General features: G+C 59.8%; 22 protein-coding genes, 1 tRNA gene and 4 pseudogenes. 21 read left to right on the top strand and 6 right to left on the bottom strand.

Going from position 1 to position 25,088, the window contains the following annotated elements; translation table 11 throughout:
* The first annotated feature begins 84 nt into the window (after window positions 1–84).
* On the top strand, window positions 85–1,086 hold the full coding sequence (dusA, locus tag HEQ17_RS00740; protein ID WP_296290801.1) for a tRNA dihydrouridine(20/20a) synthase DusA: 1,002 nt from the start codon (window positions 85–87) through the stop codon (window positions 1,084–1,086).
* A 203-nt stretch (window positions 1,087–1,289) separates the two neighbouring features.
* On the opposite strand, the gene HEQ17_RS00735 is transcribed toward dusA, so the two are convergent.
* Window positions 1,290–1,541, bottom strand: coding sequence for a hypothetical protein (locus tag HEQ17_RS00735; RefSeq protein ID WP_296290800.1), 252 nt, complete (start codon window positions 1,539–1,541; stop codon window positions 1,290–1,292).
* Between the two features lie 16 nt (window positions 1,542–1,557).
* Window positions 1,558–2,202, bottom strand: a complete 645-nt coding sequence (locus HEQ17_RS00730) for a GntR family transcriptional regulator (protein WP_296290799.1) — start codon at window positions 2,200–2,202, stop codon at window positions 1,558–1,560.
* A 199-nt stretch (window positions 2,203–2,401) separates the two neighbouring features.
* Here HEQ17_RS00730 and scpA point away from each other — a divergent pair, with 199 nt between their 5' ends.
* The 8 genes from scpA (at window position 2,402) to HEQ17_RS00690 (ending at window position 11,039) form a co-directional block, all read left to right on the top strand.
* Window positions 2,402–4,579 carry a methylmalonyl-CoA mutase gene (gene scpA, locus HEQ17_RS00725; protein ID WP_296290798.1) on the top strand — a complete coding sequence of 726 codons (2,178 nt, stop codon included), beginning with the start codon at window positions 2,402–2,404 and terminating at the stop codon, window positions 4,577–4,579.
* Window positions 4,580–4,632: 53 nt separating this feature from the next.
* Window positions 4,633–4,965, top strand: a complete 333-nt coding sequence (locus HEQ17_RS00720) for a hypothetical protein (RefSeq protein ID WP_296290797.1) — start codon at window positions 4,633–4,635, stop codon at window positions 4,963–4,965.
* A complete protein-coding gene (locus HEQ17_RS00715) occupies window positions 4,962–5,369 on the top strand; it encodes a type II toxin-antitoxin system VapC family toxin (protein WP_146187773.1) in 408 nt (135 codons plus the stop codon). The genes HEQ17_RS00720 and HEQ17_RS00715 overlap by 4 nt, the downstream gene beginning before the upstream one ends.
* 10 nt (window positions 5,370–5,379) lie before the next feature.
* The gene (locus HEQ17_RS00710) at window positions 5,380–5,829 is read left to right on the top strand and encodes a DUF4260 domain-containing protein (protein ID WP_296290796.1); all 450 of its coding nucleotides are present in this window, start codon (window positions 5,380–5,382) and stop codon (window positions 5,827–5,829) included.
* A complete protein-coding gene (gene meaB / locus HEQ17_RS00705) occupies window positions 5,826–6,866 on the top strand; it encodes a methylmalonyl Co-A mutase-associated GTPase MeaB (RefSeq protein ID WP_296290795.1) in 1,041 nt (346 codons plus the stop codon). The genes HEQ17_RS00710 and meaB overlap by 4 nt, the downstream gene beginning before the upstream one ends.
* A gap of 19 nt (window positions 6,867–6,885) precedes the next feature.
* Window positions 6,886–8,418 carry an acyl-CoA carboxylase subunit beta gene (locus tag HEQ17_RS00700; RefSeq protein ID WP_296290794.1) on the top strand — a complete coding sequence of 511 codons (1,533 nt, stop codon included), beginning with the start codon at window positions 6,886–6,888 and terminating at the stop codon, window positions 8,416–8,418.
* 92 nt (window positions 8,419–8,510) lie between these two features.
* Window positions 8,511–10,559: an acetyl/propionyl/methylcrotonyl-CoA carboxylase subunit alpha gene (locus HEQ17_RS00695; RefSeq protein ID WP_296290793.1), complete on the top strand. Its 2,049-nt coding sequence runs from the start codon at window positions 8,511–8,513 to the stop codon at window positions 10,557–10,559.
* Window positions 10,560–11,039: a VOC family protein gene (locus tag HEQ17_RS00690; protein ID WP_296290792.1), complete on the top strand. Its 480-nt coding sequence runs from the start codon at window positions 10,560–10,562 to the stop codon at window positions 11,037–11,039. It abuts the gene before it with no gap.
* Between the two features lie 55 nt (window positions 11,040–11,094).
* On the opposite strand, the gene rsxB is transcribed toward HEQ17_RS00690, so the two are convergent.
* From rsxB to HEQ17_RS00675, 3 genes and pseudogenes are all read right to left on the bottom strand, one after another.
* On the bottom strand, window positions 11,095–11,781 hold the full coding sequence (gene rsxB / locus HEQ17_RS00685; RefSeq protein WP_296290791.1) for an electron transport complex subunit RsxB: 687 nt from the start codon (window positions 11,779–11,781) through the stop codon (window positions 11,095–11,097).
* Window positions 11,782–11,786: 5 nt separating this feature from the next.
* On the bottom strand, window positions 11,787–13,277 hold the full coding sequence (phaZ, locus tag HEQ17_RS00680) for a polyhydroxyalkanoate depolymerase (protein ID WP_296290790.1): 1,491 nt from the start codon (window positions 13,275–13,277) through the stop codon (window positions 11,787–11,789).
* Between the two features lie 157 nt (window positions 13,278–13,434).
* Window positions 13,435–14,632: pseudogene (locus HEQ17_RS00675) on the bottom strand (amino acid aminotransferase).
* A gap of 211 nt (window positions 14,633–14,843) precedes the next feature.
* Here HEQ17_RS00675 and HEQ17_RS00670 point away from each other — a divergent pair.
* From HEQ17_RS00670 to HEQ17_RS00615, 12 genes and pseudogenes are all read left to right on the top strand, one after another.
* The gene (locus HEQ17_RS00670; protein ID WP_296290789.1) at window positions 14,844–15,083 is read left to right on the top strand and encodes a type II toxin-antitoxin system CcdA family antitoxin; all 240 of its coding nucleotides are present in this window, start codon (window positions 14,844–14,846) and stop codon (window positions 15,081–15,083) included.
* Between the two features lie 3 nt (window positions 15,084–15,086).
* Complete coding sequence (locus tag HEQ17_RS00665; RefSeq protein ID WP_296290788.1) at window positions 15,087–15,401, top strand: CcdB family protein; 315 nt, start codon at window positions 15,087–15,089, stop codon at window positions 15,399–15,401.
* Window positions 15,402–15,473: 72 nt separating this feature from the next.
* Window positions 15,474–17,586: pseudogene (uvrB, locus tag HEQ17_RS00660) on the top strand (excinuclease ABC subunit UvrB).
* 112 nt (window positions 17,587–17,698) lie between these two features.
* Entirely contained in the window at window positions 17,699–18,235 is a 537-nt protein-coding gene (gene iscR / locus HEQ17_RS00655; RefSeq protein ID WP_296290787.1) for a Fe-S cluster assembly transcriptional regulator IscR, read from the top strand.
* A 20-nt stretch (window positions 18,236–18,255) separates the two neighbouring features.
* Complete coding sequence (locus HEQ17_RS00650) at window positions 18,256–19,473, top strand: IscS subfamily cysteine desulfurase (RefSeq protein ID WP_296290786.1); 1,218 nt, start codon at window positions 18,256–18,258, stop codon at window positions 19,471–19,473.
* Window positions 19,474–19,505: 32 nt separating this feature from the next.
* Window positions 19,506–19,892, top strand: coding sequence for a Fe-S cluster assembly scaffold IscU (gene iscU, locus HEQ17_RS00645; RefSeq protein WP_296290785.1), 387 nt, complete (start codon window positions 19,506–19,508; stop codon window positions 19,890–19,892).
* Between the two features lies 1 nt (window position 19,893).
* Window positions 19,894–20,220 (top strand): annotated as a pseudogene (gene iscA / locus HEQ17_RS00640) (iron-sulfur cluster assembly protein IscA).
* On the top strand, window positions 20,220–20,735 hold the full coding sequence (gene hscB, locus HEQ17_RS00635; RefSeq protein WP_296291187.1) for a Fe-S protein assembly co-chaperone HscB: 516 nt from the start codon (window positions 20,220–20,222) through the stop codon (window positions 20,733–20,735). The pseudogene iscA and the gene hscB overlap by 1 nt, the downstream one beginning before the upstream one ends.
* 17 nt (window positions 20,736–20,752) lie before the next feature.
* Window positions 20,753–22,619: pseudogene (gene hscA, locus HEQ17_RS00630) on the top strand (Fe-S protein assembly chaperone HscA).
* Between the two features lie 31 nt (window positions 22,620–22,650).
* Entirely contained in the window at window positions 22,651–22,989 is a 339-nt protein-coding gene (gene fdx, locus HEQ17_RS00625) for an ISC system 2Fe-2S type ferredoxin (RefSeq protein WP_108352481.1), read from the top strand.
* Window positions 22,990–23,002: 13 nt separating this feature from the next.
* Complete coding sequence (gene dnaQ / locus HEQ17_RS00620; protein WP_296290784.1) at window positions 23,003–23,713, top strand: DNA polymerase III subunit epsilon; 711 nt, start codon at window positions 23,003–23,005, stop codon at window positions 23,711–23,713.
* A 211-nt stretch (window positions 23,714–23,924) separates the two neighbouring features.
* Window positions 23,925–23,999 (top strand) — tRNA-Val (locus HEQ17_RS00615).
* A 25-nt stretch (window positions 24,000–24,024) separates the two neighbouring features.
* On the opposite strand, the gene HEQ17_RS00610 is transcribed toward HEQ17_RS00615, so the two are convergent.
* The gene (locus tag HEQ17_RS00610; protein ID WP_296290783.1) at window positions 24,025–24,990 is read right to left on the bottom strand and encodes a site-specific integrase; all 966 of its coding nucleotides are present in this window, start codon (window positions 24,988–24,990) and stop codon (window positions 24,025–24,027) included.
* Window positions 24,991–25,088: the final 98 nt, after the last annotated feature.

Raw genomic sequence — 25,088 nt, 5'->3', positions numbered from 1 at the left:
CGTGGCGTTACTTGACAGCCGTGCTATTGGGGCTGGCTGTCCGCTTCGGTCCATGCCGATGCAAGGCAAGGATAATCAGCCCCCATGCATTTCCCCGAATCCCAACGCTGGCGTCTCTCGGTCGCTCCCATGATGGACTGGACCGACCGCCACTGCCGGTTTTTCCACCGCCTGCTGACCCGCCACACCTTGCTTTACACCGAGATGGTGACCACCGGCGCCTTGCGCCACGGCAGCGTGCAGCGGCACCTGCGCTTGAACGCCGAAGAACATCCCGTGGCCCTGCAACTGGGCGGCAGCGATGCGGCTGATTTGGCCCACGCGGCCAAACTGGGCCAAGACTGGGGCTACGACGAGATCAACCTCAACTGCGGCTGCCCCTCAGACCGGGTGCAGCGCGGCGCGTTTGGTGCCTGCTTGATGAATGAGCCGCGCACCGTGGCCGACGGCGTGAAGGCCATGCGCGACGTGGTGGATGTGCCGGTGACGGTGAAGCACCGCATCGGCATTGACCGCACCGAGAGCTACGACTTTGTGCGCGACTTTGTGGGCACGGTGAGCGAAGCCGGTTGCCGTGTCTTCATCGTGCATGCCCGCAATGCCTGGCTCGATGGCCTGTCGCCAAAAGAAAACCGCGAAATCCCGCCGCTGCGTTACGAGCTGGCTTATCAGCTCAAAAAAGACTTTCCGGGCCTGTTGATCGCGGTGAACGGCGGCATCAAGACCAACGAAGACATTGCGCATCATTTGCAGCAGGCCGATGGTGTGATGGTCGGGCGCGAGGCCTATTACAACCCCTGGCTTTTGGGCAGTTGGGACGCCACTTTTTTTGGCGACACGCATGAAGTGCCCAGCCGCGAAGCGGTGGAAGAGGCCATGGTGTCCTACATGGAGCGCGCCTTTGCCGAAGACGGCTGCCCCTGGTATGCGATCGCGCGGCACATGCTGGGCCTGTACCACGGCCAGCGCGGTGGGCGTTTGTGGCGGCAAGTGTGGAGCGACCACAAACTCAAGTCCTTGCCCCCGCGTGAAGTCTGGCAACTGGCCCGGGCTGCGTTGGCGCGGGGCGCGGTGGTGGCCGACTGAGCGTGCGACTCGGGTCGCAAGGCCATGCCCCATGCTTCACGTCGCGTTGCCAAAAGACAAGCATGCCCAGCCCGAGGATAGGCAGCAGCATTTCGACCGTCTTGTCCATTGAAAAGCGGTTCATGACGGTTTGTATGCGGGGAGTTTCTTGGGCCTTGAGCGGCGCAGGTTCCCGATGCAGGCGTGCGCTCAGGGGGGCGTTCTCAAGCGAGGGGGTGGGTCAAAATTTTGACCACTTTGGTGGCCAGATCGCGCGGCGTCAAGCGCATGCTTTGTGCCATGGCCCAGTTCATGAAGCCCGGTATGTAAACCCGCTGGCCGCGCTGCATGGCGCGGTAACCCAAGGCGGCCACCTCTTTGGACGTGGGCAGTTTCTTGCCTTTGACCAGGGCCGAGTTGCCCAGTTGGGCCTTGTCCTGAAAGCCCGAGGCGCTTTGTCGGGGGGTCCCGCCCAAAAGCGCGCTTGAGTCTTTAGATGGCTTGCCGCGCGGCCTGCAGGCCGTTCGTGAAGTGCGCGGACATGCGCTTGGCCGCAAGTTCGGGCTGGCGCTGGGTCAGGGCCTGCACGATGGCCCGGTGCTCGGCCAGGGATTGCTCAATCCGGCCTTCCTTGAACAAGGAGCTGTGGCGGTTGAGCTTCATCACCTTGCGCAGGTCGGCCACCATCTGGTCGCGCCAGCGGTTGTCGGCCAATTCCAGCAGCAGCATGTGAAAAGTCTCGTTGATCTCGAAGAAGTGGTCGCGGTTGTCCACGGCCGCTTCCAGGTTTTGGTGCAAGGCTTCGATTTGCGCCATTTGTTCGTTGCTGGCGCTTTGCGCCACCACGCGGGCGGCGTCCGATTCGAGCAGGGCCAGCAGGTGGTACACGTCGCGCAGGTCTTTCTCGCTGACCTCGGTCACATAAGCGCCTCGGCGCACCTTCATGGTCACCAGGCCTTCGGCGGCCAGCACTTTGAGCGCTTCGCGCAAGGGGGTGCGGCTGATGCCCAGGGCTTCGGCGATGCGCAACTCGTCGATCCAGCTGCCGGGCTCCAGTTCACGCGCAAAGATGCGCTGGCGCAACAGTTCGGCCACTTCTTCGTACAGGGCGCGGGGGGCAAGAGACAGGGCGGACATGGGGCGTATCAGAGGAGGGGTATCAGAGGGCGAGTGTTTGGGCGTGGTCAAACGGCATTTCAGGCGTTTCAGATGCGCGATTGTAAGCCGGTTAGAATATTCTGCATCAATAATTATGAATCACAGTCATTGAGCACCGGTCAGCCGCACGGGCTGCCACAATCCGATTCAGCCATTTTTGTCCCGAAAGCCCAGCGCCATGACGTCCAAATCCTTTGAATTCAGCGCTTCCAACCTGGAAGCCTGGCAAAAAGCAGCGGTCAAATCCGCCCCCGGTGGCGATGTGAACGCGCTGAACTGGAAAACGCCCGACGGCATCGTCGTCAAGCCCCTGTACACAGCGGCCGACACGGCCAACTTGCCTTACGTCAACACGCTGCCCGGTTTTGAGCCGTTTTTGCGTGGGCCGCAAGCCACCATGTACGCGGTGCGCCCCTGGACCATCCGCCAATACGCCGGTTTCTCCACCGCTGAAGAGTCCAACGCGTTTTACCGCAAGGCCCTGGCCGCAGGCGGGCAGGGCGTGTCGGTGGCTTTTGACTTGGCCACGCACCGTGGTTATGACTCCGACCACCCCCGCGTGACGGGCGACGTGGGCAAAGCCGGTGTGGCGATTGACTCGGTCGAAGACATGAAGATCTTGTTTGACCAGATCCCGCTGGACAAGGTCAGCGTCTCGATGACCATGAACGGCGCGGTGCTGCCGGTGCTGGCGGGCTATGTGGTCGCTGCCGAAGAGCAGGGCGTGAGCCCAGACAAACTGAGTGGAACGATTCAGAACGACATTCTGAAAGAGTTCATGGTGCGCAACACCTACATCTACCCGCCCGAGCCGTCGATGAAGATCATCGGCGACATCATCGAGTACACGAGCAAGAACATGCCCAAGTTCAACTCGATCTCGATTTCGGGTTACCACATGCAAGAAGCTGGGGCCAACCAAGCGCTCGAGATGGCCTTCACCTTGGCCGACGGCAAGGAATATGTGACGACGGCGATTGCCAAGGGCATGGACGTGGACGAGTTCGCTGGTCGCCTGTCCTTCTTCTGGGCGGTGGGCATGAACTTCTATTTGGAAATCGCCAAGATGCGTGCGGCGCGCTTGCTGTGGTGCCGCATCATGAAGGGCTTTGACGCCAAGAACCCCAAGAGCCTGATGCTGCGCACGCACAGCCAGACCTCGGGTTGGTCGCTCACCGAGCAAGACCCCTACAACAACGTGGTGCGCACCACCATCGAAGCCATGGCGGCCGTGTTTGGTGGCACCCAGTCGCTGCACACCAACTCGTTTGACGAAGCCATCGCCTTGCCCACCGAATTCAGCTCGCGCATCGCACGCAACACCCAGCTCATCATTCAAGAAGAAACCCACATCACCCACGTGATCGACCCTTGGGCCGGTTCTTACATGATGGAGAGCCTGACCCAAGAAATGGCCGACAAAGCCTGGGCCATCATCGAAGAAGTCGAGGCCATGGGCGGCATGACCCAAGCCGTGGGCAGCGGCTGGGCCAAGCTCAAGATCGAAGCCGCAGCGGCCGAGAAGCAAGCCCGCATTGACTCGGGCAAAGACGTCATCGTGGGCGTGAACAAATACAAGCTGGCCAAAGAAGACCCGATCGAGACTTTGTCGATTGACAACGTGCGTGTGCGCGACGGCCAGATCGAGCGCTTGGCCAAGATCCGCGCCAGCCGCGACAGCGCCAAGGTGAAAGCCTCGTTGGACGCTTTGACCGCTGCCGCCAATTCGGGCCAAGGCAACCTGCTCGACTTGTCCATTCAGGCGGTGCGCTTGCGTGCCACGGTGGGTGAGATTTCGGATGCGCTGGAAAAAGCCTTTGGCCGCCACCGCGCCGACACACAAAAGGTGACGGGCGTGTACGCCGCCGCCTACGATGATGGCCAAAACGTGGGAGACACCATGGAATACTGGAACCAACTCAAGGCCGACATCGCCGCCTTTGCCGACGCCCAAGGCCGTCGCCCCCGCGTGATGATTTCCAAGTTGGGCCAAGACGGCCACGACCGGGGCGCCAAAGTGGTGGCCACCGCGTTCGCCGATTTGGGCTACGACGTGGACATGGGCCCGTTGTTCCAGACCCCCGAAGAGTGCGCCCGCCAAGCGATTGAAAACGATGTGCACGCCGTGGGCGTGAGCACGCTCGCAGCTGGCCACAAAACCCTGGTGCCCGCCATCATTGCCGAGCTGAAAAAGCAGGGTGCCGACGACATCATCGTGTTTGTGGGCGGCGTGATTCCGCGCCAGGACTACGACATGCTCTACGAAGCGGGCGTCAAGGGCATTTACGGCCCCGGCACCCCGATCCCGGTCAGCGCCAAAGATGTGCTGGAGCAGATCAAGAAGGCTTTGGCTTGAAGATGACTGTGATACAGTAATACGGTATCACAAGCATTTTCAAGGAGTCTGCTATGGCTGTATCCGTTCGACTGGAACCTCTGCTTGAAAAAGAGCTGGAGTTGACCGCCAAACGCATGGGCGTGACCAAGTCACAGTTCATCGTTTCTGCGCTGGAAAGAGCGTTGGGGCGCAAGAACCCCTATGACCTGCTGCTCAAGGTGCAAGCGGAGGTGCGAGAGTCTTTGCCAGAAGGCAATGAATTCCTTTCGCCAACCAAGGCGGCCATTCGGTCCAAACTCAAAACCAAACGGGATGCCCACCAAGCCGATTGGCTGGCTTTTCAAGAGGCCAAAAAGCAGGGCAAAGAGTGGTCTGGCTCACACCAGGAAACGGATCAACCGTGAAGGTGGCTTTGATCGACACCGGCCCTATGGTGGCGCTGTTTGACGCCAGTGATGTGGCGCATCGGCACTACACCAGTTTGTTGGCTGAAAACTGGCGTTTGACGACCACCTGGCCGTGTGTGGTGGAGGTGTGCCATTTTCTGGGTGCCAATGCCGTCCAGCGATTTTTGAGATGGGTGTCCGAAGGTGGCGTCATCGTGTTCCCGTTTGATGTGTCGAACCTCCCCGACTTGGCGGAGCTGATGGCGCGTTATACCGCTGAGCCTCGAACAGAAATGGACTTGGCCGATGCCTCTTTGGTTTGGTTGGCGCAAGACACGAACACCCTCAACGTGATGACCATGGATGTGCGCGACTTCTCGCGTTATCGCCTGCCCGATGGGCGGCATTTTGAGATCTTGTGAGGCGATGCACATGAAGCTCAACAACCCGTTCGCTCAACCTGACATGGACATGCAGGACATCAAAGGCGATCACTATGGACTCATGAACCCGGCGCTGAAAATTTTGCGTGCTGAGGGGGTGGTGTGTTTGCTGTTGGCGTGTACCTTGTACCAAGTGCAAGGTTTTTCGTGGCTGGCATTCGGATTGTGGTTTTTCCTGCCAGATCTGGCGATTTTGGTTTACGTGTTTGGCAACGAGCGTGTCGGCATGTGGGCTTACAACGCGACCCACAGCACACTGGGGGCGGGATTATTGGCAATGCTGGGGCTCGGACTCGATGTGCCCATGCTGTTGCAGGCTTCACTGATCTGGTTCGCGCACATTGGCTTTGACCGGGCCTTGGGTTTCGGACTGAAGTTCCCCTTGGGCTTTCGCGTGACACATTTGGGCGTGCTACGCGGCATGAGGGACAAAGCATGACGCCCGAGCAATTGCTCCAGGGACTGTTGCATGGCAACGCTGCCGGGCAGCGCCGCGCCATGGCCAAAGCCATCACGCTGCTCGAATCGACCCGCACCGACCACCGCGCCCAGGCCGACGAGTTGCTCACGGCCATGCTGCCGCACACGGGCAAGTCATTTCGCTTGGGCATCAGCGGTGTGCCGGGCGTGGGCAAGTCCACCTTCATCGAGGCGCTGGGTTTGTATTTGATCGGCCAAGGCCACCGCGTGGCGGTGCTGACCATTGACCCTTCTTCCACCGTGTCGGGCGGCTCCATCTTGGGCGACAAGACCCGCATGGAGTTGCTCAGCGTGCACGAGCGCGCCTACATCCGCCCCAGCCCCAGCAGCGGCACTTTGGGCGGTGTGGCCGAGAAAACCCGCGAGTCCATGCTGGTCTGTGAAGCCGCCGGTTACGACGTGGTGATCGTCGAGACGGTGGGTGTGGGCCAAAGCGAAACCGCCGTGGCCAACATGACCGACATGTTTGTGTTGATGCAGCTGCCCAATGCGGGCGACGATTTGCAGGCCATCAAAAAAGGCGTGATGGAAATCGCCGATTTGGTGGTCATCAACAAGGCCGACATCGATGCGATTGCAGCCACCCGCGCCGCGTTGCAGATCACCAGCGCTTTGCAACTGCTGGGCATGCACGGCGGTTCGGGCCACGCGCACGCCGATGCGACCCAGTGGCACCCCAAGGTGGTGCAGCTGAGCGCTTTGCTTGGCCAGGGCGTCGACACATTCTGGGCGGCAGTGTCCGAATTCAGGACCCTGCAAACAGCCCATGGCCGCTTGGCCGATCGTCGTCAGCACCAGGCCCTGTCGTGGATGTGGGAGCGCATCGACGCGGGGCTCAAACACAATTTTCGGGCGCAGCCGCGCGTGCAAACGCTGCTGCCCCAACTGAGTCAACAAGTCGCTTCTGGCCAGTTGGCTGCATCGACGGCTGCGCGCCAGTTGCTGGCCGCGCAAGCCCATTCCCAACCCGTTCGCGCGGATGAACGCCCCACCTGATTTTTGAGAGAGACCCAGCATGCAAGACATCATTGAACAATTGGAAAAAAAGCGCGCTGCGGCCCGCTTGGGCGGCGGGCAAAAGCGCATTGATGCGCAGCACGCCAAAGGCAAACTGACAGCCCGTGAGCGCATCGAGGTCTTGCTGGACGAAGGCACCTTCGAAGAGTGGGACATGTTCGTGGAGCACCGCTGTACCGACTTCGGCATGCAAGACAACAAGATCCCCGGCGACGGCGTGGTCACCGGCTACGGCATGATCAACGGCCGTTTGGTTTTTGTGTACAGCCAGGACTTCACCGTGTATGGCGGCGCTTTGTCCGAGACGCACGCCGAAAAAATTTGCAAGGTCATGGACCAGGCCATGAAGGTGGGCGCGCCCGTGATCGGCTTGAACGATTCGGGGGGTGCCCGCATTCAAGAAGGTGTGGCCTCGCTGGGTGGTTATGCCGAAGTATTTCAGCGCAACGTGATGGCCAGCGGCGTGGTGCCCCAGATCAGCATGATCATGGGCCCATCCGCCGGTGGCGCGGTGTACTCGCCTGCACTGACCGATTTCATTTTCATGGTCAAGGACACGTCGTACATGTTTGTGACGGGCCCTGAAGTGGTGAAAACCGTGACCCATGAAGAAGTCACGGCCGAAGAGCTGGGCGGCGCATTGACCCACACCACCAAGAGCGGTGTGGCCGACATGGCGTTTGAAAACGATGTGGAAGCCCTGCTGATGGTGCGCCGCCTGTACAACTACCTGCCGCTGAATAACCGCGAAAAAGCGCCAGTGCGCTCCAGCGGTGACCCGTCTGGCCGCATGGACATGAGCCTGGACACCCTGGTGCCCGATAACCCCAACAAAGCCTATGACATGAAGGAGCTCATCGTCAAAACCGTAGACGATGGTGACTTTTTTGAGCTGCAACCGGACTACGCCAAGAACATCCTGATCGGTTTTGCCCGCATGGAAGGCCAAACCGTCGGTATTGTGGCCAACCAACCCACAGTGTTGGCCGGTTGCCTGGACATCAAAAGCGCCATCAAAGCGGCGCGCTTTGTGCGTTTTTGCGATGCATTCAACATCCCCGTCATCACCTTTGTGGACGTGCCCGGCTTCATGCCCGGTACCAGCCAAGAATACGGCGGCATCATCAAGCATGGTGCCAAGTTGCTCTACGCGTATGCCGAGTGCACCGTGCCCAAAATCACCGTCATCACACGCAAGGCTTACGGCGGCGCATACGACGTGATGGCCTCCAAGCACCTGCGTGGCGATGTGAACTTTGCCTGGCCCAATGCCGAGATTGCAGTGATGGGTGCCAAGGGCGCTGTGGAAATCATTTTCCGAGAAGACAAAGGCGACCCGGAAAAACTGGCCGCCAAAGAAGCCGAATACAAAGCCCGCTTTGCCAACCCCTTTGTGGCGGGCGCGCGCGGCTTCATTGACGACGTGATCCAGCCGCATGAGACGCGCAAGCGGATCTGCCGTTCGCTGGTGATGCTCAAAGAGAAGAAGATTGAAAACCCCTGGCGCAAGCACGGGAACATTCCGCTGTGAGGTTCAGCGTTTGGCGCTCAGTGTTCAGACGGTTGAACCGAAGCCACACCTGATTTTTCTGCTCAACACTCAAAGCTTAACGCTCATCGAACATGTTTACCAAAATCCTGATTGCCAACCGTGGCGAAATCGCTTGCCGTGTCATCGCCAGCGCCCAAAAAATGGGCATCCAGACGGTGGCCGTTTACTCTGAGGCCGACAAGGAGGCCCGCCATGTGATGCTGGCCGATGAGGCCGTGCTGATTGGCCCGGCGGCCTCGCGAGAGTCCTACCTCGTGGCAGACAAAATCATTGCCGCAGCCAAGGCCACCGGTGCCCAGGCGATTCACCCTGGCTACGGCTTTTTGAGCGAAAACGCCGAGTTCTCCAAGCGCTGCGAAGACGAAGGCATTGCCTTCATTGGGCCGCGCCATTTCTCAATTGCCGCCATGGGTGACAAGATCGAGTCCAAGAAATTGGCGGGCGCTGCGGGCGTGAACTGCATTCCCGGCGTGAACAATGCGATCGAGACGGCAGAAAAAGCCGTCAAAATTGCCAAGGACATCGGCTACCCGGTGATGATCAAAGCCTCGGCTGGCGGCGGCGGCAAAGGCCTGCGCGTGGCCTTCAACGACAAGGAAGCGTTTGAAGGCTTTACCTCTTGCCGCAACGAAGCGCGCAACAGTTTTGGCGATGACCGTGTGTTCATCGAGAAGTTTGTTGAAGAGCCTCGTCACATCGAAATTCAGGTGCTGGGCGACAGCCACGGCAACGTGATTTATTTGAACGAGCGAGAGTGTTCGATCCAGCGCCGTCACCAAAAGGTGATCGAAGAAGCGCCGTCACCCTTCATCTCTGAAGCCACCCGCAAAGCCATGGGCGAGCAGGCGGTGCAGTTGGCCAAGGCGGTGAAATACCAATCGGCGGGCACGGTGGAGTTTGTGGTCGGCAAGGACCAAAGCTTTTATTTTTTGGAGATGAACACCCGTTTGCAGGTCGAGCACCCGGTGACCGAAGCCATCACGGGCCTGGACTTGGTCGAGCAGATGATCCGCGTGGCCGCTGGCGAAAAATTGTCCATCGAGCAAAAAGACGTGCAGCGCAACGGCTGGGCCATCGAGTGCCGCATCAACGCCGAAGACCCGTTCCGCAACTTCTTGCCATCTACGGGTCGCTTGGTGCGCTTTCAGACGCCGCAAACCACCATGTTTCAGGCCAACACCACCCATCTGTATGGCGTGCGTGTGGACACGGGCGTGCAAGACGGCGGCGAAATTCCGATGTTCTATGACTCGATGATCGCCAAGCTGATCGTGCACGGCAAAGACCGCTTGGATGCCATTGCCAAAATGCGCGAAGCCCTGAATGGCTTCGTCATCCGTGGCATCAGCTCCAACATCCCCTTTCAGTCGGCTTTGTTGGCCCACCCCCGTTTTGTGTCGGGCGACTTCAACACCGGCTTCATTGCCGAGCAGTACAGCCAAGGTTTCCGCGCTGAAGAAGTGCCCCACGACGACCACGACTTCCTGGCCGCCCTGGCGGCCTTCGTTCGTCGCAAGTCTCGCGAACGCGCTGCCAACCTCAGCGGTCAGTTGCCTGGTTACGACGTCAAGATTGGCCAGGACTATGCGGTGGTCGAGTTGGGACAAGGCGTCAACAACCGCTATGTCCCGGTGCACGTGGACGAATTTACCGGCAAGCCTGGCGTGGCGCAAATCACGGTGGCGGGCAAGACCTACGCCATCGAAAGCAAATCGCGTTTGAACGACATCCGCATCGAAGGCACTTGCAACGGCAAGCCGTTTACCGCGCAAATCGAGCGTGGTACCTTGAAGAACCCGTTGGCGTTGCAAGTGCAGCACAACGGCACCCGCATCGAAGCGCTGGTCATGTCGCCCCGCATGGCCGAGCTGCACCAGCTCATGCCTTACAAGGCAGCGCCAGACCTCAGCCGCTTTGTCTTGTCACCCATGCCCGGCCTGTTGGTCGAGGTGGCCGTGTCGGTGGGCCAAAAGGTGCAAGCGGGTGAACGCGTGGCCGTGATCGAAGCCATGAAGATGGAAAACGTGTTGTTCGCTGCTCAAGACGGCGTGGTGAAGAAAGTGGTGGCCGCCAAAGGAGAATCGCTCACTGTGGACCAGATGATCGTGGAGTTTGAATAAATGACGCGCCCCTTCAAAGTGCTGGGCGTCCAGCAAATCGCCATTGGCGGGCCTGACAAAGGGCGTTTGCAAAAACTCTGGGTTGACATGCTCGGACTGGAGGTGACCGGCACCTACAAAAGCGAACGCGAGAACGTGGACGAAGACATCTGCGCCATCGGCACGGGTCCGTTCAAGGTCGAGGTCGATCTGATGCAGCCACTTGACCCCGAAAAAAAGCCCGCCGTGCACACCACGCCGCTCAACCACATCGGTTTGTGGATTGACGACTTGCCGGTGGCGGTGGAGTGGCTCACGTCACAAGGCGTGCGCTTTGCGCCGGGTGGCATCCGCAAGGGCGCTGCTGGATTTGACATCACGTTTTTGCACCCCAAGGCGAATGAAGAGTTCCCGGTGGGCGGCGAGGGTGTGTTGATCGAATTGGTGCAGGCCCCACCCGAGGTGGTCAGTGCTTTTGAGAAATTAGCCTCCGCCGTCTAAAACAGGTTCGGTGCAGGAGCGGTCTGCGACCGCGATCAAGGCCGATGTCGGGCGGTCAGCCTGGATGTTGTTTGGCACGGGCTTTGGCCAGCGCCGCTTCGATGATGGCGCGTTTTCGGTCCACTTCGGGCGCGTTGCCGGTGCCCTTGGTGTGGGCGGTCAAGTCGTCCAAGGTGTGCTCGGCCTCAGTGATCAGCCGGGCTTGGTGGGCGGCCTCTTCATGCGCCAGGCGTTTTTGGCGTGACGCATACCGCGTGAGGGCTGTCTGAGCTTCTTGCGCGGACCATGCTGCCCAGCCGGTGCGTGTGTCAGTCACATTCTCCAGCGCAATGCAGTCCACCGGGCACACCGGGATGCACAATTCACACCCCGTGCACCATGGCTCAATCACGGTGTGCATGACTTTGTTGGCCCCCAAAATCGCATCGGTCGGACAGGCTTTGATGCACAACGTGCAACCGATGCACCAAGCCTCATCGATGATGGCCACATGGCGTGGCCCTTCATGGCCGTGTTTGGGGTTCAGGGGCAAGGCAGGCAGGCCTGTCAGCGCTGAAAGCCGTTGTATGCCTTCTTGTCCGCCAGGTGGGCATTGGTTGATCGGTGCTTGCCCCTCGGCCATGGCCATGGCGTAGCTGGCGCAGTCCGGAAACCCGCAACGCGTGCACTGCGTTTGCGGCAGGGCCTCGTTGAGCAAAAGAAAAAGCGCCTGGGTCTCAGGCGCTGTGGGCTTCATGGGCATGGGCCTCAGGCTTTTGGGGCCACCACCCAGGTGGTTTTGATGGCACCTTGCGGATTGACCCTTGCTTTGCCGCTATCAGCAGGCGCTGTGGCCACGACTTTGGTCACGGCTTTTGCAGCAGGCTTCTTGGCGGCGGCGCGCTTGACGGCTTTGGCTGCTGGCTTGGCCTCTGGGGTGCTGGTGGTCTTGGCCGGGGTCTTCGTCATCGTTTTGGGCGCAACGGACTTGGCTTCTGGGGCGTGGCTGGTGATGAACTTCACCAATTGTGGGTAAACCATATCGCGCCAACGGCGGCCGCTGAAGATGCCGTAATGGCCCGCACCCGCCACTTCCATATGTTTGCGCTCAATTGCGGGCACACCGGTGCACAGGTCTTGCGCTGCCCGCGTTTGGCCTGAGCCGGAGATATCGTCCAGTTCGCCTTCAATCGTCATCAGGGCCGTGCCCTTGATGTCTTGGGGTCGAACGCGCTCGATCCGGCCATCCACACCCTTGATGTCCCAAGTGCCATTGACCAGTTTGAAGTCCTGAAACACCGTCTGGATGGTTTCCAGGTAGTAATCGGCGTCCATGTCCAAAACGGCGTTGTATTCATCGTAGAACTTGCGGTGGGCTTCGGCACTGGCGTCGTCGCCCTTGATGAGGTCCTTGAAATAGTCGTAATGGCTGCTGGCATGTCGGTCGGGGTTCATGGCCACAAAGCCGGTGTACTGCAAGAAGCCGGGGTACACGCGCCGGCCTGCTCCGGGGAAGTTGGGCGGCACGCGGTAGATGACGTTGTTCTCAAACCACTCGAAGCTCTTGTTGGTTGCCAGGTTGTTCACCGAGGTGGGAGATTTGCGTGCATCGATGGGGCCACCCATCATCGTCATGGTCACTGGCGTTTTTTCACCACGACTGGCCATCAAGGACACAGCGGCCAGCACCGGCACAGTGGGCTGACAAACACTGACCACATGGCAATGACCATAGCTGGTTTGCAAGTGGCGGATGAATTCCTGCACATAGTTGACGTAATCATCCAGATGGAACTCACCGTCAGACAGGGGAACCAGGCGGGCGTTTTTCCAGTCGGTGATGTACACCTTGTGGTCTTGCAGCATGGTCTTGACGGTATCGCGCAACAAGGTGGCGTAGTGACCTGACAGCGGTGCGACGATCAGCACCACGGGTTGGGTCTTGAGAACGCTCAGCGTGGCGGCATCGTCAGAAAAACGTTTGAAGCGGCGCAACTCGCAAAAAGGCTTATCGATCTCGATGCGCTCATGGATGGCCACATCGATTTTGTTGACCTTGACGGTCTTGATGCCGAACTCTGGCTTTTCGTAGTCTTTGCCCAACCGGTGCATCAAGGCATATCCTGCAGACACGCGTTGTGCCAAAGGGGTTTGCGCCATGGGATTGAGAGGGTTGCTGTACAGCTTGGCCGCTGCTTGCGCCAGATCGGAAAAGGGTTCCATGATCGAGCGCTGCGTTTCGAAAATCTGGTAAAGCATTTGACAATTTCCCTTGCAACAAAATGATGCGGTGCGACGATACTACAGGAGACCCCAGGGTATTTTTTGAGTGTGTCCCCTAATTGGCCGACACCTTCTGCACCGCTCAATAGGTTTTGCCCCGTTGCAGGCTGCTGCAAACGCCATACCAGTCAGATCAAACCACTTTGGCAATCGAGGCGCATACGTAATCGATGTTTTTGCTGTTCAGCGCCGCCACGCACATGCGGCCGGTGTCGGTGCCGTACACACCAAATTCGCTGCGCAGACGCACCATCTGGTCTTTGGTCAGACCCGAATAGCTGAACATGCCGATCTGGGTGGTGATGAAGCTCATGTCCTGCTGCACGCCAGCGGCTTTGAGGCTATCGACCAGTTTCTGGCGCATGGCCTTGATGCGCACACGCATCTCGGCCAGTTCCTGCTCCCACTGGGCGCGCAGTTCGGGGTTGTTGAGCACTGCCGCGACCACCGCACCGCCGTGGATGGGTGGGTTGGAGTAGTTGGTGCGGATGGCGATCTTGAGTTGGCTGAGCACGCGGGAAGCTTCTTCTTTGTCTGAAGCCACCACCGACAAGGCGCCCACGCGCTCACCGTAGAGGCTGAAGCTCTTGGAGAACGAGGTGGAGACAAAGATGTTCAGTCCCGCAGCCACAAACTTGCCGATCACCGCGCCGTCTTCGGCAATGCCGTGGCCAAAGCCTTGGTATGCCATGTCCAAAAAGGCGGTCAGGTTTTTGGCTTTGACGACGGCAATGACCTGGTCCCACTGGGACGCAGTGATGTCGTAGCCGGTCGGGTTGTGGCAGCAGGCGTGCAGCACGACGATGGTGCCCGCCGCAGCTGAGTTCAGGCTGGCCAGCATGCCTTCGAAGTTGACTGCCGCGTTTGACCGCGTCGTAATAAGCGTAGTTCTCGACTTCAAAACCGGCGTTCACGAAGATGGCGCGGTGGTTTTCCCAACTGGGGTCGGAAATCAGCACTTTGGCCTTGGGGCTGACTTTTTTCAGGAAGTCGGCACCGATTTTCAGGCCGCCCGTGCCGCCAATGGCTTGCACGGTGGACACGCGGCCCGACTTGACCACGTCCGATTCAGCACCAAACACCAGCGCCTTGACGGCGTTGTCATAAGCCACGATGCCGTCAATCGGCAAGTAGCCACGGGCTGTAGGGGTGGCCATCATGGTTTTTTCGGCGGCTTGCACGCATTGCAGCAGGGGCAGTTTGCCGTTGTCGTCGAAGTACACGCCCACGCCCAGGTTCACTTTGTTGGGGTTGGTGTCGGCGTTGAATTGCTCATTCAGCCCCAGGATCGGGTCGCGGGGGGCCATTTCGACGGCGGAGAACAAAGACATGGTGACAATCCTGTGTAGTCGATGGGAAAAAGCCCTCCATTTTAGGCTCAAACCACTGCACCGGCGCGTCCAAACCCAAGACGCGATGCGCGCCACAATCCATGGGCTTTGGGCCTTGGGCAGATGGATTGGGCCGCAGGCACTTGGCCTTGCAAAGCACTTTGATGCTGTTTTGCGCATAAACTATGCGCATACTTCTCGGAGGTTCCACATGTTGCGCTTTGAAGATGCCCCGAAAAAACCTGTCAATTTATCGCTCAATGCTGAGGTGCTGGCCATGGCGCGCGAGTTGGACATGAATGTGTCGCGCACGGTGGATGCCTTGCTGGCCCAAGAAGTCAAGCGCCAGTATTGGGCGCGCTGGCAGACGCAAAACCTGGATGCCATTGCCAGCTACAACGCCCGCATCGAGCAAGAGGGCTTGCCCCTGGACGCTTACCGCAGCTTCTGAGCCATGGCCCAGTTCGACGTTTATCCCCACCCGGATGCCCGCATGCGCGAGCGCACGCCCTATTTGCTGGACGTGCAAAACAGCTTTTTGGACAAGATTGCCACGCGTGTTGTGATCCCCTTGCGCAGCGCCGAATACGCCCCTTTGCCGATGCGTGACCTCAACCCTGTCTGCACGGTGGAGGGTCAGGAACTGGTGCTGGACAGTGCCGCATTGGCCGCAGTGCCTGTGCGCTGGTTGGGTGCGCCGCTGTTGAATTTGCGCGCCCAAGCACCCGAGGTGGTCAATGCGCTCGACATCTTGTTGGGCGGCTATTGACCTCAGGACGTGCTCTGAGCAGGCAGATTCAGTCCGGTCAGTCGCTCCTCATTCCACAAAAAACGAGTTCCCATGTCTGAAATCATTCCTCTGTCAGAGGTCACAGCTGTCCCCCTCGATGGCCAATTCGTCAGCTACCCGGGTTCGCCCTTTGAGCTGTTCCAGCCTTACCCGCCCGCTGGCGACCAGCCCGTGGCGATTGAGCAGTTGGTCGAAGGCGTGCACGATGGCGAGGTGTTTCAGACCCTGCTGGGCGTGACCGGCTCGGGCAAGACCTTCACCATGGCCAATGTGATCGCACAAATTGGCAAGCCCGCCATTGTGTTTGCGCCCAACAAGACGCTGGCGGCGCAGTTGTACAGCGAATTCCGCGAGTTTTTTCCCCAAGAACGCGGTCGAGTATTTCGTCAGTTACTACGACTATTACCAGCCCGAGGCCTATGTGCCGCAGCGTGATTTGTTCATTGAAAAAGACAGCGCGATCAACGAGCACATCGAGCAGATGCGGCTGTCTTGCACCAAAAGCATCATGGAGCGGCGCGATGTGGTGATTGTGGCCACGGTGTCGGCCATCTACGGCATTGGCGAGCCCGAGAGCTACCACCGCATGATCATGACGCTGCGCACCGGCGACAAGCTGGGCCAGCGCGACGTGATCGCGCAGCTGATCCGCATGCAGTACCAGCGCAACGACATGGAGTTTTCACGCGGCAAGTTCCGGGTGCGGGGGGACACGATCGATGTGTTCCCGGCAGAACACTCCGAGCTGGCCATTCGAATCGAGCTGTTTGACGACGAGATTGAGAGCTTGCAACTGTTTGACCCGCTGACTGGGCGCATTCGGCAAAAGATCCCGCGCTTCACGGTCTACCCGTCGAGCCACTATGTGACGCCGCGCGACAAAGTGCTGGCGGCGGTGGAAACCATCAAGCTGGAGCTGGCCCAACGCCTCAAAGAGCTGGTGGGCATGGGCAAGCTGGTCGAGGCGCAACGCCTGGAGCAGCGCACCCGGTTTGACCTGGAAATGCTGTCCGAAGTGGGCCACTGCAAGGGCATTGAGAATTACACCCGTCATTTGTCGGGCGCGGCCCCGGGCGATGCGCCCAGCACACTCACCGACTACATGCCGCCTGACGCCATCATGTTTCTGGACGAGAGCCACCAAATGATTGGCCAGCTCAACGCCATGTACAACGGCGACAAGGCGCGCAAAACCACGCTGGTGGAATACGGTTTTCGCTTGCCCAGCGCACTGGACAACCGCCCCCTCAAGTTTGAAGAGTTTGAAAAACGCATGCGTCAGTGCATCTTTGTGTCGGCCACGCCCGCCGACTACGAAAAAACGCATTCGGGCAAAGTGGTCGAACAGGTGGTGCGCCCCACGGGCTTGGTCGATCCGCAGGTCGAGGTGCGCCCCGCCACGCACCAGGTGGACGATGTGCTGCAAGAAATCCGCATCCGGGTGGACAAGCACGAGCGGGTGCTGATCACCACGCTGACCAAACGCATGGCCGAGCAGCTCACCGATTACCTGAGCGACAACGGCGTCAAGGTGCGCTATTTGCACAGCGACGTGGACACGGTGGAGCGGGTGGAAATTTTGCGTGACCTGCGCTTGGGCGCGTTCGATGTGCTGGTGGGCATCAACCTGCTGCGCGAGGGCTTGGATATTCCAGAGGTTTCGTTGGTGGCGATTTTGGACGCCGACAAAGAAGGCTTCTTGCGCTCCGAGCGCAGCTTGATTCAGACCATAGGTCGTGCGGCCCGAAACCTGAACGGCCGGGCGATTTTGTACGCCGACCGCACCACCGAGTCGATGAAAAAAGCCATCGGCGAGACCGAGCGGCGCCGCGTCAAGCAAGTGGCCCACAACGAGCTCATGGGCATCACGCCCAAGAGCATTGTCAAAAAGGTCAAAGACCTCATCGACGGCGTGTACAGCGAAAAGTCGGGCAAAGAAGCCGAGCGCTTGGAACTGGCGGCGGTGCAACGGGCCAAAGTGGAGGACATGAGCGAGAAAGACATCGCCAAAGCCATCAAGCAGTTGGAAAAGCAAATGATGGAGCACGCCCGCAACCTGGAGTTCGAAAAAGCCGCTCAGGTGCGCGACCAGCTGACCGTTCTGAAGGAGCAGGCCTTTGGCGCGGCAGGGGGCGACCCCATCGTGCCGCTCATCAGGGCCTGAATGGCCCTATAACCCGAGTGATTTGATCGGGATTAGGTATACTTGACTTCTTTACTCGGGAACCTGTCAAGCAGGTTGCGGGCCAAGCCTCTCACCACTTCAGGAGTCTGCCATGCGTTTAACCACCAAAGGTCGTTTTGCCGTCACCGCCATGATCGACTTGGCTTTGCGTCAAGACGCAGGCCCTGTGACATTGGCCGCCATCAGCCAGCGCCAACAGATTTCACTGTCTTATTTGGAGCAGTTGTTCGGCAAGCTGCGTCGACACAACCTGGTGGAGTCCACCCGTGGCCCTGGCGGCGGTTACACCTTGGGTCGCAAATCCACTGAAATCACGGTGGCCGACATCATTTTGTCGGTGGACGAGCCGATTGACGCCACCCACTGCGGCGGCAAAGAAAATTGCAATGGCGGCGAGGGCCGCTGCATGACGCACGACCTGTGGGCTTCCCTGAACTCCAAAATGGTGGAGTTCTTGGACTCGGTGTCCCTGCAAAAGTTGGTGGACGACCAATTGGCCAAAGGCTTGGTTGTTGAAAACAAGCCCAGCCTCAAGCGCGCGATTGCCCCGATGCCGATCAGCCAACCCATCCGCGTGAATGTGCCCAACTCGGTGTTTGACTTGGGCAACATGTTCGCAAAATCCTGATCGATGAAGCAGTACAAGCCATGACCACCCCACATTTCCCCATTTACCTCGACTACGGCGCGACCAACCCCTGCGATCCGCGCGTGGTGGACGCCATCATCCCCTGGTTGCGTGAACACTTTGGCAACCCTGCATCGCGCAGCCACGCCTGGGGCTGGGAGGCCGAGGCCGCTGTCGAAAAAGCCCGCGAGCAAGTGGCCGACTTGATCGGTGCCGACCCCCGCGAAATCGTTTGGACCAGCGGCGCCACCGAGTCCAACAACCTGGCCATCAAGGGCGCAGCGCACTTTTACAAGTCACGCGGCAAGCACCTGATCACCGTCAAGACCGAACACAAAGCCGTGCTCGACACCATGCGCGAGCTGGAGCGCCAGGGCTTTGAAGTGACCTACATGGACGTGCAGGCCGATGGTTTGCTCAACCTGGATGCGCTCAAGGCCGCCATTCGCCCCGACACCATCCTCATCAGCGTGATGTTCGTGAACAACGAAATCGGCGTGATCCAGGATGTGACCGCGATTGGCAACCTGTGCCGCGAAAAAGGCATCATCTTCCACGTCGATGCGGCCCAAGCCACCGGCAAGGTCGAGATCGACATGACCCAGTTGCCCATCGATCTGATGAGCCTGGCTTCGCACAAAACCTACGGCCCCAAAGGCATCGGCGCTTTGTATGTGCGGCGCAAGCCCCGCGTGCGGCTGGAGGCACAAATGCACGGTGGCGGTCATGAGCGCGGCATGCGCTCGGGCACCTTGCCCACCCACCAGTGTGTGGGCATGGGCGAGGCGTTTCGCATTGCCAAGCTGGAGATGGCGCAAGACAACGCCAAGGCGCGTGCCTTGCACGACCGCCTGATCAATGGCCTGAGCGACATGGAGCAGGTGTTCCTGAACGGCCACGCGACCCAACGCGTGCCGCACAACATCAACATGAGCTTCAACTTTGTCGAAGGCGAATCGCTGATCATGGGCATCAAGGGCTTGGCGGTGTCGTCGGGCTCGGCCTGCACCTCGGCCAGCCTGGAGCCCAGCTATGTGTTGCGCGCCCTGGGCCGCAGCGACGAGTTGGCCCACAGCAGCTTGCGCATGACCATTGGCCGCTGGACCACCGAAGAAGACATCGACTACGCGATCCAAACCATCCGCGAGAACGTGGCCAAGCTGCGCGAACTCAGCCCCCTGTGGGAAATGCACCAAGATGGCATTGATTTAAGCACCATTCAGTGGGCTGCCCACTGAGTTGACACTGACCTGAACACGGAGAAAACACCATGGCATATTCTGAAAAAGTGGTTGACCACTACGAAAACCCCCGCAACGTCGGCTCTTTTGACAAGGGCGACGACAGCGTGGGCACCGGCATGGTCGGGGCACCGGCTTGCGGCGACGTGATGAAGTTGCAGATCAAGGTCAACCCGGCCACCGGCGTGATCGAAGACGCGCGCTTCAAAACCTACGGCTGCGGCTCGGCCATCGCGTCCAGCTCACTCGTCACCGAATGGGTCAAGGGCAAAACCCTGGACCAGGCTGCAGCCCTCAAGAACAGCGAAATCGCCGAAGAGCTGGCGCTGCCACCGGTCAAAATCCACTGCTCCATCCTGGCCGAAGACGCCATCAAGGCGGCCGTGGAAGACTACAAAAAGAAACACCTGAACTGACATGGCCATCTCACTGTCTGCTGCCGCAGCTCGGCATGTCACCCGCTACCTGGCCAAACGCGGCTCGGGTGTGGGTGTGCGTCTGGGCGTCAAGACCACGGGCTGCTCGGGCTTGGCTTACAAGCTTGAGTACGTGGACGACATCGCCCCCGAAGACTGTGGTCTTTGAAGGCCACGGCGTCAAGGTGTTGGTGGACCCCGAAAAGTCTGGCTTACATCGACGGCACCGAACTTCGACTTTGTGCGCGAAGGCCTGAACGAAGGCTTCCGCTTCAACAACCCCAACGAGCGTGACCGCTGCGGTTGCGGTGAGTCTTTCCGCGTGTGATTTCGCTTCAAGCCAACGACTTCGAGCTGTTTGATGTGCCTGTGCAGTACGCACAGGACCGCGCTCAACTCGATGCCCGTTGGAAAGCCCTGCAACGCGAAGCCCATCCCGACCGCTTTGCTGCCGATGGCGCTGCTGCCCAACGCGTGGCCATGCAGTGGTCGGTGCGCATCAACGAGGCCTATCAGCGCCTGAAAGACCCGCTCAAACGCGCGGCTTATTTGTGCGAACTGCAAGGTGCGCCCGTGCAGGCCGAAAACAACACCGCCATGCCCCCAGCATTCCTGATGCAGCAAATGGAATGGCGCGAAAGTCTGGAAGAGACGGGCAGTGTCCAAGGCCTTGAAGCCCTGGCTGATGAGGTGGCTGCAGAGCAGCGCCTTGTCGAGCAAACGCTGGGCGATTTGCTGGATGTGGCCAAAGACCCCGCCCAAGCCGTGGGGCAGGTGAGGGCGCTCATGTTCATTGAGCGCTTCACGCAAGAAGTGAACGCTAAACTCGACCGATTGAACTGACCTCCTCCCGATTGACCATGGCCTTACTGCAGATTTCCGAACCGGGTCCAGTCGCCCGACCCGCACCAGCGCCGCATTGCCGTGGGCATCGACCTGGGCACCACCCATTCGCTGGTGGCCTCGGTGCGCAGCGGCGTGGCCGAATGTTTGCCAGACGACGATGGCCGGGTGATCCTGCCGTCGGTGGTGCGCTTCATGCCGGGGCAGGGCCGTCAGATTGGTTTTGATGCGGTGCAGTCTGCCGCCTCAGACCCGGTCAACACCATCGCCTCGGTCAAGCGCTTCATGGGCCGTGGCCTGCAAGACATTGCCGACCGCAGCAAGCTGCCCTATGAGTTCACCGCCAGCGATCAGGGCATGCTCAGCATCCAGACCGTGCAAGGCCCCAAGTCGCCTGTTGAAGTGAGCGCCGAAATTTTGGCCACGCTGCGTTACCGCGCCGAAGACACCTTCAACGACGACCTGTATGGTGCCGTGATCACCGTGCCCGCTTACTTTGACGACGCCCAGCGCCAAGCCACCAAAGACGCCGCGCAATTGGCGGGCCTGAATGTGTTGCGCCTGATCAACGAACCCACTGCCGCGGCGATTGCCTATGGCCTGGACAATTCGAGCGAAGGCGTTTACGCCGTGTTCGATCTGGGTGGCGGCACTTTTGATATCTCCATCCTGCGCCTGACTCAAGGCGTGTTCGAGGTCTTGTCAACTGGCGGCGACTCAGCCCTGGGTGGCGACGATTACGACCAAGCCTTGGCCGATGCAGCCATGGCCCGCCAGCCCGACTTGCAGGCGGCCACGGCCCAAGACAAGACCGTGCTCAAGGCCGCTGCCCGCGCCGCCAAAGAAGCCCTCAGCAGCGCCGATGCGGTCACGTTGAAAGCGGCCTTGTCCTGCGGCAGCTTGCTGGTGCAAATCAGCCGCACAGATTTCGAGCAAGCCAGCCAAGCCCTGACAGCCCGCTGCATCACCGCCGTGCGCAAAGCGCTGCGCGATGCGCAACTGGCCAAGGACGATGTGCAAGGCGTGGTCATGGTGGGTGGCTCCACCCGCATGCCGCAAATTCAGCAGGCCGTGGCCGAGTTTTTTGGCCAGGCCCCGCTCAACAACCTCAACCCCGACGAAGTCGTCGCCTTGGGTGCGGCCATTCAGGCCAACCAACTGGCAGGCAACAACGCCGCAGGTGAGTTGCTGCTGCTCGATGTGATTCCGTTGTCTCTGGGCATCGAGACCATGGGCGGTTTGGTCGAACGCATCATCCCGCGCAACCAGACCATCCCCACCGCCATGGCGCAAGACTTCACCACTTATCAGGACGGCCAAACTGCGCTGGCGCTGCATGTGGTGCAGGGCGAGCGCGATCTGGTGCAAGACTGCCGCAGCCTGGCCCGCTTTGAGCTGCGCGGTATCCCGCCCATGGCCGCAGGCGCGGCCCGCATCCGCGTCACCTTCACGGTGGACGCCGATGGCTTGTTGAGCGTGGGTGCCAAAGAACAAATCAGCGGCGTGGAGGCGCGCATTGACGTCAAGCCTTCGTATGGCTTGAGCGACGAACAGATTGCCACCATGCTGCAGGAAAGCTTCACCACAGCCCAAGCCGACATGAAAGCCCGCGCCTTGGTCGAGGCGCGAGTGGACGCCGACCGCATGCTGCTGGCCACGCGCAGCGCCTTGGCCGCTGACGGCCCATTGCTGAGCGCTGCCGAGCGCGCCAGCATCGACGCCTTGATGACCACCTTGCAAGCGGCTGTCCAGACCGAGCAAGACGCCAAGGCCCTGGAAGACTGCACCCAGGCGCTGGCCAAGGGCACCGAAGCCTTTGCGGCCGAGCGCATGAACCACAGCATCCAAAAGGCGCTGTCTGGTCAAAACATCCAGTCCTTGTAAAGTCTGCCCTGTATCGAATTCAAAGACCCCTATGCCCGTCATCAAAATCCTGCCCCACGCCGAATACTGCCCCAACGGTGCAGAAATCACCGCGCCTGCGGGTACCAGCATCTGCGAAGCGCTGCTCGACAACCACATCAACATCGAACACGCCTGCGACATGAGCGCAGCTTGCACCACCTGCCATGTGGTGGTGCGCGAAGGCTTCAAAAGCCTGGGTGAGATGGAAGAAACCGAAGAAGACCTGCTCGACCGCGCCTGGGGCCTGGAGCCCAACTCGCGCCTGAGCTGCCAGGCCTTTGTGGCCAAGAGCGATCTGGTCATCGAGATCCCGCGCTACACCATCAACCACGCCAAAGAGCTGCACTGAGCGAAGTCGAACCATGCGTCAAATCGTTCTGGACACCGAAACCACGGGCCTGTCGGCCGAAGGTGGCGACCGCATCATCGAGCTGGGCTGTGTGGAGCTGTATGCCCGCAAGCTCACCGGCAACAACCTGCATTTTTATTTCAACCCCGAGCGCGACAGCCATGAAGACGCGCTCAAGGTGCACGGCATCAGCAACGAATTTTTGCGTGACAAGCCCAAGTTTGCCCAGCTGGCCGATGACATCCTCAAATACCTGAGTGATGCGGAACTGATCATCCACAACGCCGCATTCGACATGGGCTTTTTGAACAAAGAGCTGGAGCGGGTGGGCAAACAACCTCTGAAATCCTACGTCAGCAACGTCATCGACACCCTGGTCATGGCCAAGGAAATGTTTCCAGGCAAACGCAACAGCCTCGATGCCCTGTGCGATCGTCTGGAAGTTGACAATTCGGGTCGCACCCTGCACGGCGCTTTGCTCGACGCTGAATTGCTGGCCGATGTGTACATCAACATGACACGCGGCCAAGAGGCTTTGCTGATCGTTGCCGCCGATGCCACAGGAGACGCGCACTCCTCGTTGGTGGGGGCCGATCTCAGCCAATATGCACTGCCCGTTCTGACGGCCAATCCACAGGAAATCGCTGCCCACGAAGAGCTTTTGTTGCAACTCGACAAATCCAGCGGCGGCAAAACCGTCTGGCGACAAACCCAGGCGAGCTGAACCCGCCTGCCTTGGGGTCTATGCAGCCGCCTCACAATCCATCCAGTCCCTTCGTCGGCAAAAACACCAGGCTTTGTGTGTCATAATGGCTGTCCTCGCTGCAAAGCGCAGGGCGATTAGCTCAGCGGTAGAGCACTGCATTCACACTGCACTGCTTAGCCCTTAAGAATCAACAAGTTACACGCGCCCTGTGTAATTTCATGTGTAAACCGGGCGGTTAGCTCAGGGGTAGAGCACCACATTCACACTGTGGGGGTCGCAGGTTCGAAACCTGCACCGCCCACCACCTTCGCGGTGGTGGACTCATCCGGCTAAGACACTTTCACCATCAAATTTCCCAGCTTTTCCAGCGCCTGGCGCTGAGCGTCCACTTGCAGGTGGCTGTACCGCTGAGTGGTCTGCACCGTGCTGTGCCCCAAAATCTTGCTGATCGTGTACAGGTCCACGCCCAAGCCCAGCATGATCGACGCGCAGCTGTGGCGCAGGTCATGAAAATTCACATGCTCCATACCCGCCTTGACCCGCGCACGCTGCCAAGCGGTCTTGATGCCTTCCACGCCCACCTCGGTCGGAAAGTACACCAGCCACGGGCGCAGCGCCGGGATGATTGGGATCACGCGGGCCTTCAGGGTCTTGGTGTGGCTGCTTGGCAGGTTGATGGTGTCGGGCCCGATGTCTTCGGCGCGGATCTTCACCAGCTCGCCGCGCCTGGCCCCGGTGAGCAGTGCCGCCCAAATGACCGCCTGCACCTGCTTTGTGCAATGCTGGGCGATCTGGCCGACCTGCTCGATGCTCAGGAACACCTCGCGCTTGTTGTTCACCGGCACAAACTTGATGCGCAGGCCGAAGTTTTCAGGTGTCAGACCGCGCTCCCATGCAATGGTCAGGCCTTTTTTGAGCGTGGCCAGCGACCGGTTGACCGTGGCCGGGGCGTATTGGGTGCTCAGGTCTTTGACCGCGTGCGCCGTGAATTCACGCGCTTGGGCGGCGGTGTACTTTTCGGCCCAAGGGGCAAGGCGCAAGGCGTGCTGTTCGCTGGTGGACGCGCTGCGCAAGCTGGCAGCGTGCTGAATGTACAGGTGCAGCGCCGTGGTCATGGGCATGTCGCCCAGTTGCGGGGAGCTGCCGGAGGCCTTGGCCATGGCCGCCCGCAGCTCAGCTTCTATGCGCTTGGCATCACCCGCAGTTGCACCCGGCGCAAGGATGCGATGGACCCGTTGTCCATCGACCATGATCCCGATGTGCTTGCGGCCCTTCTTGTCGTCCCAGATTGACACGGTTGATGCTCCTTCAGCCACGTTTTGCACTCGTCCAAGTCGTAGCGCTTAGACCGCACGCCGACGGGAGTGTAAGGCAGACCAGAAAGCTCAAGTCT

The organism is Limnohabitans sp., from assembly GCF_023910625.1.
In the GTDB taxonomy this organism is placed as follows: Bacteria; Pseudomonadota; Gammaproteobacteria; order Burkholderiales; family Burkholderiaceae_C; genus Limnohabitans_A.
Note: the sequence above shows the minus strand (reverse complement) of the source record. Positions and strands in the feature narration are given on the sequence as shown.